Source organism: Aeromonas sp. S9(2024) (assembly GCF_041403185.1).
GTDB lineage: Bacteria > Pseudomonadota > Gammaproteobacteria > Enterobacterales > Aeromonadaceae > Aeromonas > Aeromonas enteropelogenes.
This window is the reverse complement of the sequence record NZ_JBGLRE010000011.1, coordinates 120,630-132,650: the sequence shown is the minus strand read 5'-3', so window position 1 is coordinate 132,650 and position 12,021 is coordinate 120,630. Positions and strand designations below refer to the sequence as shown.

General features: G+C 57.6%; 10 protein-coding genes. 4 read left to right on the top strand and 6 right to left on the bottom strand.

All coding sequences use genetic code 11. The annotated features are described in order from the left end of the window. Positions 1–197 precede the first annotated feature (197 nt). Entirely contained in the window at positions 198–1,184 is a 987-nt protein-coding gene (cra, locus tag ACB028_RS16975; protein WP_371144795.1) for a catabolite repressor/activator, read from the top strand. A 329-nt stretch (positions 1,185–1,513) separates the two neighbouring features. Continuing rightward, positions 1,514–2,707: an aromatic amino acid transport family protein gene (locus ACB028_RS16970; protein WP_216992380.1), complete on the top strand. Its 1,194-nt coding sequence runs from the start codon at positions 1,514–1,516 to the stop codon at positions 2,705–2,707. A 202-nt stretch (positions 2,708–2,909) separates the two neighbouring features. Here the strand turns inward: ACB028_RS16970 and ACB028_RS16965 are convergent, their stop codons facing one another. The 3 genes from ACB028_RS16965 to prmB form a co-directional block, all read right to left on the bottom strand. Continuing rightward, complete coding sequence (locus ACB028_RS16965) at positions 2,910–4,316, bottom strand: DEAD/DEAH box helicase (RefSeq protein ID WP_371144794.1); 1,407 nt, start codon at positions 4,314–4,316, stop codon at positions 2,910–2,912. A 320-nt stretch (positions 4,317–4,636) separates the two neighbouring features. Beyond that, positions 4,637–5,725, bottom strand: a complete 1,089-nt coding sequence (gene aroC, locus ACB028_RS16960; protein ID WP_042069294.1) for a chorismate synthase — start codon at positions 5,723–5,725, stop codon at positions 4,637–4,639. A 12-nt stretch (positions 5,726–5,737) separates the two neighbouring features. After that, a complete protein-coding gene (prmB, locus tag ACB028_RS16955) occupies positions 5,738–6,673 on the bottom strand; it encodes a 50S ribosomal protein L3 N(5)-glutamine methyltransferase (protein ID WP_026457121.1) in 936 nt (311 codons plus the stop codon). Between the two features lie 65 nt (positions 6,674–6,738). On the opposite strand from prmB, the gene smrB reads away from it, so the two are divergent. Continuing rightward, entirely contained in the window at positions 6,739–7,263 is a 525-nt protein-coding gene (smrB, locus tag ACB028_RS16950) for an endonuclease SmrB (RefSeq protein WP_371144793.1), read from the top strand. Between the two features lie 111 nt (positions 7,264–7,374). On the opposite strand, the gene ACB028_RS16945 is transcribed toward smrB, so the two are convergent. Continuing rightward, positions 7,375–7,785 carry an SRPBCC domain-containing protein gene (locus ACB028_RS16945; protein ID WP_371144792.1) on the bottom strand — a complete coding sequence of 137 codons (411 nt, stop codon included), beginning with the start codon at positions 7,783–7,785 and terminating at the stop codon, positions 7,375–7,377. A 281-nt stretch (positions 7,786–8,066) separates the two neighbouring features. Here ACB028_RS16945 and ACB028_RS16940 point away from each other — a divergent pair, with 281 nt between their 5' ends. Beyond that, complete coding sequence (locus ACB028_RS16940) at positions 8,067–9,356, top strand: sensor domain-containing diguanylate cyclase (protein ID WP_026457123.1); 1,290 nt, start codon at positions 8,067–8,069, stop codon at positions 9,354–9,356. 140 nt (positions 9,357–9,496) lie between these two features. Here ACB028_RS16940 and ACB028_RS16935 read toward each other — a convergent pair whose 3' ends face one another. Together ACB028_RS16935 and ACB028_RS16930 are read right to left on the bottom strand one after the other, a co-directional pair. Beyond that, positions 9,497–10,624 carry a YbdK family carboxylate-amine ligase gene (locus ACB028_RS16935; protein ID WP_371144791.1) on the bottom strand — a complete coding sequence of 376 codons (1,128 nt, stop codon included), beginning with the start codon at positions 10,622–10,624 and terminating at the stop codon, positions 9,497–9,499. A 1-nt stretch (position 10,625) separates the two neighbouring features. Further along, a complete protein-coding gene (locus ACB028_RS16930) occupies positions 10,626–11,813 on the bottom strand; it encodes a cation:proton antiporter (RefSeq protein ID WP_042026127.1) in 1,188 nt (395 codons plus the stop codon). Positions 11,814–12,021: the final 208 nt, after the last annotated feature.

Sequence of the window (12,021 nt, the reverse complement as noted above, 5' to 3'; positions counted from 1 at the left end):
CTATCGGGTTTTCACCCCCGTCCATCGATTGTCTGCTGACAAGCTGAATCGTTTCACTTACACTCAGACTGAATCGTTTCAGCGAATTGATCAAGTACCCACAAAGAGTGCTTTTCAATGATATGATCCCGCGCACACTTTTCGCCGCCCTCACCCGGCACAGTGCCCGTGGGCCTTGCAACTCGAACAGAGTCGATATGATGAAACTGGATGAAATCGCCGCCCTCGCCGGTGTCTCGCGCACCACGGCCAGCTATGTGATCAACGGCAAGGCTGATCAATACCGCATCAGCCAGGTGACCCGTGACAAGGTGATGGCGGTGGTGACCGCCCACAACTACCAGCCGGACAGCCGTGCCGCCTCCCTGCGCGGTGGCCAGACCAAAACCTTCGGCTTCATCCTGCCCGACCTCGAGAACGCCAGTTACGCCAAGCTGGCCAAACGCCTCGAGCAGGGCAGCCGACCCCACGGCTATCAGCTGCTGATCGTCTGCTCGGAAGATGATCCCGCCACCGAGAAGGAACTGGCCCAGATGCTGGCCAGCCGCCACGTGGATGCCCTGCTGGTGGCCAGCTGCCTGCCGCCGGACGATCCCTTCTATCCGGGTCTACAGGCACGCGGCATCCAGGTGCTGGCCATCGACCGGGCCATGACCGCCGACAAGTTCGTGACCGTCGCCAGCGAAAACGAGAAGGCGAGCTTTGATCTCACCGCCTCCCTGCTCACCCCGGCTATCCACCACATCGCCCTGATCACCGCCCTGCCGCATCTCACGATCAGCCAGGAGCGCCGCGCCGGCTTCGAGCAGGCCGTCGCCAGCCACAGCGCCGAACGCCACTTGTGCGAGGGGGCCCACTTCTCCCGTACCGAGGGCTATCGACTGATCAAGACGTTGCACCAGCAACTTGGCCAGCTACCCGAGGCGCTGATCACCACCTCCTACATTCTGATGGAGGGGGTGCTCGACTACCTGATAGAGCAGGAGGCCGACATGAGCCGGCTCGCCATGGCCACCTTCGGCGACGATCGGCTGCTCGACTTCCTCCCCTTTGGCATCAACTCCCTGCCCCAGCAGCACGATGCCCTCGCCAACCAGGCGCTGGCGCTCGCCATCAAGGCGGTCAACGGTGACTATCAGTGCGGCCTGCACTATGTGAGCCGAACCCTCAAGCGCCGACGCTGACCCCCTCCTCGACCCTTCAAGCTGGCACAATAAGTTGACGCGCTGATGGTAACGGCATTGCCATAGCGCGTTTTTTTTCACCGAACCAGCCTCCTTGTCATCATTTATTTCCACCTATCTCAGGACTACAGTACAAAATCTGCCTTGAAGGGGTTGTTTCCGATATTTTGATCCGTTAACTTGGCAACCATCTTTTACAGCCAATGGGTTTTTCGTAACGATGGGTTCACTCCGATATTGCTAGCCTCCGGTCTCACTCCCGGAGGCGCCCCGACACCGTCAATGGCACGTATTGTTTACACTTTCACGCTCGATTTCGGATGGATTCCATGAATACCAAAACCCTGGGTTGTACCCTGTTAATCGCCGGCACCACCATAGGTGCCGGCATGCTGGCCCTGCCGCTGGCCTCCTCTTCCCTCGGCGGCCCCGCGACACTGGTGCTGATGATCGGCCTGTGGGCTCTGATGGCCTTCACCGCCATGCTGCAGGTGGAAGCGAGCCTCACCACCGGCAAGTGGTACCTGCACCAGCTGGCGGATCACCTGCTCGGCCCCTGGGGCAAGCGCATCGCCTCCTTCTGCATCCTGATGCTGTTCTACTCGCTCGCCTCCGCCTACATCAGCGGCGGCAGCAGCCTGCTGGCCCAGGCACTGGCAGACGCCGGGATCCCCCTGAGCCAAGAACAGGCAGCCTGGGCCTTCACCCTGCTGTTTGGCGGCATGGTCTGCGTCGGTACCCGCTCGGTGGATTACCTCAATCGCCTGATGTTCACCGTGAAACTGGTGATCATGGTGGCGGTGCTGGCGTTGCTGCTGCCGCGCACCGAGGGGCAGCATCTGCTCTCCATGCCGCTGGGCCAGGGGCTGCTGCTGGCGGGTCTGCCGGTCATCTTCACCTCGTTCGGCTTTCACGGCTCCATCCCGAGCGTGATGCTCTACCTGGGTGATTGCCCCAAGCAGCTGCGTCGGGTCTTTGTCTGGGGCTCCGCCCTGCCGCTCATCCTTTATGTGTTGTGGCAGGTGGCCATTCTGGGGCTGCTGGGACAAGAGGCCCTGCTCACCAACGGCGGCGCGCTCGATAGCCTGCTCGCCAGCGTCGGCAAGCTGGTCAGCTGGCCTGCGTTCAACCAGGCGATGCACCTCTTTGCGGATCTGGCATTGGCTACCTCCTTCCTCGGAGTGACCCTGGGTCTGTTCGACTTCATGGCCAAGGTGACCCGTCGCAAGGACAACTGGCAGGGCCGCACCCAGACCGGCCTCATCACCTTCGTACCGCCCCTGCTGTTTGCCCTCTACTTCCCGCAGGGCTTCATCATGGCGCTGGGCTATGCGGCCATCGCGCTGGCGGTGTTGGCTGTGCTGCTGCCGGTAGCCCTGGTGTGGCAGAGCCGCAAGCAGGCAGAGACGCACCACTACCGCGCCCCGGGCGGCGTGCTGGCCCTTGGCCTGGCTGGTGCCATGGGGGTGCTGATCGTCGGGGTACAGGTGAGCGTCAGCATGGGACTGCTGCCGGCCCTGTAAAAACCCGCCTCCCGCGCAACAGAAGTTCAAAAGCCCCGCCAATAAACTTGGCGGGGCTTTTTGTATCCCGTTTTGCATCCAGCCCCCCCCCAAAAAGGATGAAGGAATCCGGATCGCGGGCACAAAAAAGCCCTGCCAGATTGGCAGGGCCTTTAGAGCAATATGGCGAATAGGGAGCGTCGCTCCCTATTCGATTAATGGATTACTGGTTGTGACTGGAACGGCGCGGACGACGGGCCTGGGCCGGTTTGCCGGCGCCTTCGGCCGGACGCTGGCCACCCTGAGGCTTGGGCTTGCCGCCGTTGCCAGTGCGATTGCCACCACCGTTACCACCCGCGCCATTACCGGAGCGACCGGCGCCCTGACGCTGGCCTTGACCTTGCGGACGCGGCGCACGACGCTGTTCACCCGGCTCGCGCGGCTCTTTGCGCAGCGGCGCACCGATGCCGCGGGCGATATTGTCCAAGGTCTCGCGGGAGGCTTCAAAGCCCGGCACCTGCTCGCAGGGGATGCTCTGCTTGGTCAGACGTTCGATGGCCTTGATAAGCTTGCCCTCATCCGCCGCCACCAGGGAGATGGCGTGACCGGCGGCGCCGGCACGGCCGGTACGGCCGATACGGTGCACGTAATCTTCCGCCACGTTGGGCAGCTCGAAGTTGACCACTTGTGGCAGCTTGTCGATATCCAGACCACGGGCCGCGATGTCGGTCGCCACCATGACGCGCACGCTACCATCCTTGAAGCCGGACAGGGCGCGGGTGCGGGCCCCCTGGCTCTTGTTGCCGTGGATGGCGGCGGCGCTGATGCCGTCTTTTTCAAGCTTCTCGGCAACCCGGTTGGCGATGTGCTTGGTGCGGGTAAACACCAAGACCTGCTGCCAGTTGTTGCTGGAAATAAGGTGGCTCAACAGGGCAATCTTGTTGGCCTTGTCGCACGGGTGCACCAGCTGCTCGATACGCTCGGCAGTGCTGTTGCGCGGGGCCACTTCGATCACCGCCGGGTTGTCCAGCAAACCGGTGGCCAGCTCGCGGATCTCGTCGGCGAAGGTGGCGGAGAAGAGCAGGTTCTGGCGCTTCTTCGGCAGCAGGGTCAGGATGCGGCGAATGTCGCGGATAAAGCCCATGTCGAGCATGCGATCCGCTTCGTCCAGCACCAGGATCTCCACCTCGTCAAACTTGACGGCATTTTGGTTGTAGAGATCGAGCAGACGGCCCGGGCAGGCCACCAGTACGTCCAGACCACGGCGAGTCGCCATCATCTGCGGGTTGATGCTCACGCCGCCAAAGACCACGTGGCTGCGAATGGGCAGGTGCTTGCCGTAGTTGCGCACGCTCTCGCCCACCTGGGCGGCCAGCTCGCGGGTCGGGGTCAGCACCAGGGCACGAATGCGGTTCGGGGAAACCTTGCGCTTGCTCTCGGTCAGGCGCTGCAGCATTGGCAGGGTGAAGCCTGCGGTCTTGCCGGTCCCGGTCTGGGCCGCTGCCATCAGATCGCGACCAGCCAGGACGGCGGGGATCGCTTGTTGCTGGATGGGAGACGGGGTGTCGTAACCTTGTTCGGCAACGGCACGCAACAAGGGTTCGGCCAGACCGAGGGAAGTAAAGCTCATAGTTACCTGCTAGGGATAGGGGCGCCGGGGATCCGTGATGGGGCTCCTCTGCTGAGCCGATGCCATCTCGCAGGATCCGGGCCTTGAGAAAACAACGATTTCCCCGGGGAGCAGAGCAAAGGGGAAAGAATAGAGGCGCAGTCTAGCGGAGTTGCTTCGGATAGACGAGAAAAATGTGACATTCCTCCCAGCACGGAAGGAAAACCACTGACTGATACCAGCCTTGGGGCTTTCCTGACAAAAATAACGCGCGGCAATAAAAAGGCGACCCCGGGGTCGCCTTGTTGATCATGGCCTCAGCCACGAGCGCATAACACCCTTTAGCGCAGCTGCGGGGTATGAGTCATCACCCCCTGATTCTGGGCACGGTGGCGCAGCAGGTGATCCATCAACACCAGGGCCAGCATGGCCTCGGCGATGGGCACGGCGCGGATGCCGACGCAAGGATCGTGGCGCCCCTTGGTGATCATCTCGGTCGCCTCCCCCTCCGTGGTGATGGTCTTGCCCGGCACTGTGATGCTGGAGGTAGGCTTGAGCGCCATGCTCACCACGATATCCTGGCCGGAGGAGATACCGCCCAGGATGCCGCCCGCATGGTTGCTGGCAAAGCCGGTCGGGGTCATCTCGTCACGGTGCTCGGAGCCTTTTTGCTCCACTACCGCAAACCCGTCACCGATCTCCACCCCTTTCACAGCATTGATGCCCATCATGGCGTGGGCGATGTCGGCGTCGAGGCGGTCAAACACCGGCTCGCCCAGGCCCACCGGCACGTTGCGAGCCACTACTTGTACCTTGGCACCGATACTGTTGCCCTCTTTCTTCAGATCACGCATGTATTGATCGAGCTCCTCCAGCTTGCCCGCATCGGGAAAGAAGAAGGGATTTTGCTCAATCTGCGCCCCATCGAACGCCTCGGCCTTGATGGGGCCGAGCTGGGAGAGAAAACCGATGATCTCGATGCCGTGCACCTGTTTCAGGTACTTCTTGGCGATAGCCCCCGCCGCCACCCGCATCGCGGTCTCGCGGGCAGAGGAGCGGCCACCGCCGCGATAATCACGCTGACCGTACTTCTGGTGATAGGTGTAATCGGCATGGCCAGGGCGGAACAAGTCCTTGATATCGGAGTAATCCTTGGAGCGCTGATCGGTGTTTTCGATAAGCAGCCCAATGGAGGTCCCGGTGGTCTTTCCTTCGAACACCCCGGAGAGGATCTTTACCTCGTCCGGCTCGCGGCGTTGCGTAGTATAGCGGGAGGTGCCGGGCTTGCGCCGGTCAAGATCCCCCTGCAGATCCGCTTCGCTGATCTCGAGCCCGGGCGGGCAGCCGTCAACCACGGCGCCCAGCGCCAGGCCATGGCTCTCGCCAAAGGTGGTGACCCGAAAGAGTTGGCCAAAACTGTTCCCTGCCATGCTTGCTCCTGCTTAGTTCTTGTAGATGGCGAAATGATCCTGATACTGCACCAGCTCGTCACGGGTCATCACGAACACACCGTGGCCGCCGTTCTCGAACTCCACCCAGGTAAAGGGGATCTCGGGGAACTGGGCCTCCAGGTGGATCATGCTGTTGCCCACCTCGACCACCAGCACGCCGTCCTCTTTGAGGAAATCGGCAGCATGGGCCAGCAGGCGCTTGGTGAGCTTGAGGCCATCGGAACCCGATGCCAGCGCCAGCTCGGGCTCGTGGCGAAACTCGTCCGGCAGATCCGACATGTCTTCGGAGTCCACGTAGGGCGGGTTGGAAACGATGAGATCGTACTTGTCGCCGGCCGGCAGATCGCGGAACAGATCGGAGCGGATCGGAATGACCTGCTGCTCCAGCCCGTGATCATTGATGTTGCGCTCGGCCACGTTGAGGGCATCGACGCTGATGTCGATGGCATCCACTTCCGCCTCGGGGAACTCGTGGGCCATGATGATGGCGATGCAACCGGAGCCGGTGCAGAGATCCATGATCCGGGTCGGTTCATGTTTGAGGAAAGGCGCGAAGCGGTTGGCCACCATCTCGGCGATGGGAGAACGCGGGATCAACACCCGTTCGTCCACATAGAACTCCCAACCGGCATACCAGGCCTTGTTGGTCAGATAAGGTGCCGGCACCCGCTCCTGCACGCGGCGAATGATGAGTTCGGCGATACGGTGACGTTCGCTGCTGGTCAGGCGGGAGTGGCGCATGGCGGGATCAACGTCCGGCGGCAGATGCAACGCGGGCAGTACCAGTTGCACAGCCTCATCCCAGGCGTTGTCGGTCCCATGTCCGTAGAAGATACCGGCGTCGTTGAAACGACTCATGGCCCAGCGCAACATGTCCTGGATGGTGTGCATCTCGGCAACCACCTCATCGATAAATATCTTGTCCAAATCCACCTCCAAGTCGAGTAATATCCGGCCCGAGAATTTTACAAAGCGAGCAAGACGAGTACCTGATGAAAAAAACGCCCTCACCGACAGACGAGGAAACCCAGCTGTTCCGCGATGCGATAAAAGGTACCCAGAAAATCAAGCAAGATACCATAAGGGCCGAGTTGCGCCCGGTCAAGCAGAAACGCGAACAGCGTGAAAGCCGCGAAAAGCTTGGGGTTGACCACTATTTCAGCGATGAGTACCAACCCCATCTGGAAGAGGATGGGCCGACCCGTTACGTTCGTGAAGACGTGTCGAAATTCGAGCTGAAAAAGCTCAAGCGCGGCAGCTACCCGCCGGAGATTTATCTGGATCTGCACGGCATGACCCAGCAACAGGCCAAGCAGGAGCTGGCCGCCCTGCTCACCCTCTGCCAAAAAGAAAACATTCACGTCGCCTCCGTGATGCACGGCATCGGCAAACACATCCTCAAGCAGCGCATCCCGAGCTGGCTGGCCCAGCACCCCAATGTGCGCGCCTTCCACCAGGCCCCCCGTGAATGGGGCGGCGACAGCGCCATCCTGGTACTGCTGGATATAGAAGAGTAACGGCCTCGCGACGATCCACGGGCAGCGCCACACCAGCGCATCGCGCAATCAAGGCGCAATAAAAAAACCACCGGCGTCTTGCGGTGGTTTTTTATCGGCGCTGACGGGTCACTATCCGGCGGCCTCCACATAACGCTTGAAGTTATCCAGGATGCTCTGCCAACCGGCCTGCTGTGCGGCCGCACTGTGCTCGGTCTCGGCATCGAAGAGTTCATAAACGTGCGTCACGTCCGCCTCTTCGGTGAAACGAACCTCTACCTCTCGCCCGTCATCCATCACATAACAGAGCAGGTTGGGTGCCTCGATACGAGTGAAGGTGCCGGTAAAATCAAAACCGGCACTGCCATCCCTGGCCGCCATGTGATGACAAAAACGCCCCCCAACCACCAGATCGACCCGACTGCTGGTCGTGTGCCAGTCATCGCTAGCCGCATTCCATCTGGCCACACAATCCGGATCATTCCAGGCCCACCACACCGCTTCTATCTCTTGTTCGACACGCGTCTCGACGCTGATCTTCATCACCCTCTCCCGATTTGTACCAAGGTAAATTCCCGATCGAGCCGCTCCCTCACTGCTGCCATTCATACCTTGCGAAGATGCATGACGTCGATCCACGAGTCCACAGAGTAAAGCTCACCCCTTTATTCACCACCAGCCGCGAAGGAATAGTTGCCAAATCTGATGCAGGCAATACAGGATGAAACTGTTGGTACAAACGGCCCCGATGCCCGACACAAACATAACGCCAAATAAAGCAGCTCTATGCTGATTATCAATGAGTTATTCGCAATGGAGGTTACATGTTTACACAGGGAACCCACGCCGATATCAAATCATCACTCAATGCCATCGGTGCCGCTGTGGCCATGTTTGAGCTTGATGAGGATGACCGCTTTATTTTGGTGTCGGCCAATGACACCTTTGCCCAGGCATTCGAGCTGGATGTCGTCGGCAGTATCGGCAAGCGGTTGGGCGAAATGTTCCCCCGTTACATCACTGGTTGCATAGAGCCGCCGATGAACGAGTGCGTCACCCAGCAGACGGGGCTGGAGAGCGAACTGCCCATCGACACCCTGTCACGCACCAGCTGGTGGCGTTTTGTGATTTCCCCCATCATGTCGGAGCACTCCCGCATCAGCCGGATCATGGTCACCGCCATCGACATCACCACCAAGAAACAGCTGGAAGAGGCGCTCAAGATGAGCCGCAAGCGCTTCGAGGCCGTGGTCAACTCCGCCTATGACGGCATCATCAGCGTCAACAGCGAGTCGCGCATCGAACTCATCAATACCGCCGCCTGCGAAATGTTCGGGATCGACGAGAGCTATATTGGCAAGCGCCTGGAAACCCTGTTGCCCCAACGCTTTCGCGCCCATCATGAGGGTTATTTCAAGTCTTTCAGCAACTCCCCCATCAACTCTCGCCCCATGCACGCCCGCTCCGCCGTGATGGGATTGCGGCGTGATGGTAGCGAATTTCCGCTGGAGGTGACCATTGCCAAGATCAATCTGGGGCAAACCACCGAGATGACCGCCATCTTGCGGGATATTTCGGAGCGGGCTCGTCTGGTGGAGGAGCTGAAAGTGGCCGCCACCACGGATCCCTTGACCGGGATCGCCAACCGCCGCCGCATCGACGAAATGCTGCATCTCGAGATGCAGCGCAGCCAACGCTTCAGCCATACCATGAGTCTGCTGCTTATCGACATCGATCACTTCAAGCAGATCAATGACACCTATGGCCATCAGCAAGGGGATCGGGCCATCCTCAGCCTGGTCAAGCGCATCGCCAGACAGCTTCGGGAAGTGGACATGCTGGGACGCTGGGGGGGCGAGGAATTTGTCCTGCTACTGCCGGAAACCTCGCAGGAACAAGCCTGGGGCAGCGCGGAGCGGATCCGCTCGATCATCGAATCAGGGCTTCATGAGCTCAATAGCGGCATCGAAGTCCCACTCACCGTCAGCATTGGCATCAGCACCAGCCAGGGTGCCCAGGATACGGTCGAACAACTGGTGCACAGGGCCGATACCGCTCTCTACCTGGCCAAAAAGCAGGGGCGCAACTGCTGCCAGCAGGAGGTGATGAAGTAATCTGCCCGACTCACCCCTTGCATGAGACACAACGCATTGGCAAAGCCCGTGTCAGAGGCAGGCTCATTCAATATGACCGAAAAAGCCACTCTCCATTTTCATGCACTTGATCCGCGAGGCACCCGATCGTCTGCGGTTGACTAGTTCTGGACAGACGCGCGAAACCGCTGCAGGGCAAAATCGACCATGCCTTCGACGCTCCCGTTCAACTCATACTCTCGTCGCAAATAGTGTGCATCATTCCCTTCCCGAACGATCTGCAAAACATGTTCGAGGGCGGCTGAACAATGCAGGGCATCGGCATGGGGCTGAATGCGGGCAACGGTGGCCAAGATATCATCATGTAATGACATCTTTTCATGAGACTTGGGATGTACCAGTATCCCTTCCATGCCAAAACGACACGCCTGAAAGCGATTGTAGTTGTAGACCAGATAGTCATCCTCTACCGGATCGGGTTCACTGCGTTCCAACAGATATTTACAGAGTGTCTGTAAATATCCGGCTATTGCCGCAGCACGAGTTACCGATAATGGCGTATCACATACTCGCAATTCAATTGTGCCATATTCCGGCTTCGGTCTGATATCCCAATAGAAATCCTTCATGCTGGTGACAATGCCCGTATTTTCCATTTTTGAGAAAAACTTGTGAACAAATTCTTCCCAGCACAGATAAAATGGCGCCCGGCCACTCAGAGGAAATGCAAATACTGAATTAAGACGGGCAGAATTAAACCAGGTATCATATCCCTGCACAAAAGGTGACGAGGCTGACAACGCAATAAAATGGGGAACATAACGGCTCAAGGCATGTAAAAGAAAGAGTGCCTCATTGGCGTCAATACAACCAACATGAACATGTTGACCAAAGATAGTAAACTGTTTTGTCAAATATCCATATAACAGCGACACCTCCTTGAACCTTGTCTTGTTAAAAATACGACGCTCAGGCCACAGTTGAAAAGGATGGGTGCCTCCCCCACAGACGCCGATATTAAGGCGATCACCTGCCTGTACCAGAGCCGTGCTGATTTTTATCAATTGAGACAGTAGGGTAGTGTATTCAGCGTGCACATCCGTCATGACTTCCAGCATGCTCTCGGTCACTTCTGGCACGACAAATCCCGGGAAAATATCACGCCCCAATAATTCGAGCATATCGGGGCTGGCAGCAGCCAGGTCAAAATCGCTAAAGCTGACCAGCTGCAACTCCAGTTCAACCCCCAGCGTCAGGGCTTGTGACGATTTAAAGGGTTCAAGTGGCATATCAAACCTCCTTATGTGGCTCAGCCACTTCATGAGCCCAACGCAATGCCAGCTGACTCAAGACAGGTCCCAATATCTCCAGCATCAGGGCTATCGCGATAAGTGGTGACAGTTGATCGACTAGATCAACCCCACGGTAGCGGGCCTGTTCAAGCATCAAGATAATGGAGACCGACATGGGAGCCGTTGCCAGGCCGACAAGCCATCCCTTATGCCAGGAGATACCACTCAGTTTTGCGAAAATGCTTATCACAACCGCTTTAACCAACTGTCGCACGACCAGAATAAAGAGACCAAGCCAGATACCGGCATATACCTGTCCCCATGCCAGCTTGGCCGCAATAAAGACAAATAAAAATATGGAGACAAGTTCACCCAATGAACCAAAACCACGTTGTGATGACGTCAACACGACCCGACGATGGCGCGCCACGATCCCAAATATCAGCACAGCAAAGATGGGAGAGAGCTTGAGGCTATGTGTCAGTGCAACAAGCCCAATAACGGTGATCGTGAATGCCAGGGTATTATCATGGGTGGTTCGGTCTGTCGGCCTTAACAGGGTCGGAATCATCATTCCCATCACAGCGCCGACACCCGCAGAAGCGAACAACACCATCAGGCTGATATGTATCGCATCCCATACATTGCCAGACGTATTGAACACAACCAGGCCAAGTATCATTTTGAACACCAACACGGCCAACATCGAATTCAACACCGACAGATGCAACGCCCGTTCGGTCACCTGGCCGGAACTTCTTTGTTCAAGGATGACTCGTATGATTGTTGCCGGCGAGGATGCCGTTGATAACGCCGCCAGCAACAATGCAATCATTTGCGATTGCGCAAACCAGATCATCACGGCATACACAGTGATAAAAATGAACATGCTTTCCGTGACACTGGTTACCACAATCCAGGGATTAGTACGAAGCCAATGTAAATTAATCCGGTAACCACATTCGAACAGCAGCAACCCGAATGCAATATTTGCCAGCAATGTGGTGCTCGAGTTTGTTGGCGGCAAAAAACCGCTTTGTGATGAAGCCAGAATGAAACCCACCACTGCATACACACTAATACGTGGCAATTTTGTCCAGCGCTGCGCCAACTCGCCCATATACCATGCTATAAAAATAGTTATCGGCCATGCCCCATCTTTTAATACTGCTATGAGTTCAGTCATGTCGTGTCTCTCTCAGTTGTGCCACATCGGTACACTGCAACAACAAAAATGAGCACTGTTAGTTGTTATTTTAAATTCATCTGCAACAGCATTAAAAATGAAAGCTTTGATGGCTTTTGGGTTTTTCAATGACTCTGTACCGAGAGAGTACAGAGTCATTGCACCACTTTTACAGCCCTTCCAATTTATCAAACAATAACCAACATAT

Coding starts and splice junctions, on each gene's coding strand:
- aroC (WP_042069294.1), bottom strand. CDS start 5,725: ATGGCAGGGAACAGTTTTGGCCAACTCTTTCGGGTCACCACCTTTGGC.
- ACB028_RS16935 (WP_371144791.1), bottom strand. CDS start 10,624: ATGCCACTTGAACCCTTTAAATCGTCACAAGCCCTGACGCTGGGGGTT.
- smrB (WP_371144793.1), top strand. CDS start 6,739: ATGAAAAAAACGCCCTCACCGACAGACGAGGAAACCCAGCTGTTCCGC.
- ACB028_RS16930 (WP_042026127.1), bottom strand. CDS start 11,813: ATGACTGAACTCATAGCAGTATTAAAAGATGGGGCATGGCCGATAACT.
- ACB028_RS16940 (WP_026457123.1), top strand. CDS start 8,067: ATGTTTACACAGGGAACCCACGCCGATATCAAATCATCACTCAATGCC.
- ACB028_RS16945 (WP_371144792.1), bottom strand. CDS start 7,785: ATGAAGATCAGCGTCGAGACGCGTGTCGAACAAGAGATAGAAGCGGTG.
- cra (WP_371144795.1), top strand. CDS start 198: ATGATGAAACTGGATGAAATCGCCGCCCTCGCCGGTGTCTCGCGCACC.
- ACB028_RS16965 (WP_371144794.1), bottom strand. CDS start 4,316: ATGAGCTTTACTTCCCTCGGTCTGGCCGAACCCTTGTTGCGTGCCGTT.
- ACB028_RS16970 (WP_216992380.1), top strand. CDS start 1,514: ATGAATACCAAAACCCTGGGTTGTACCCTGTTAATCGCCGGCACCACC.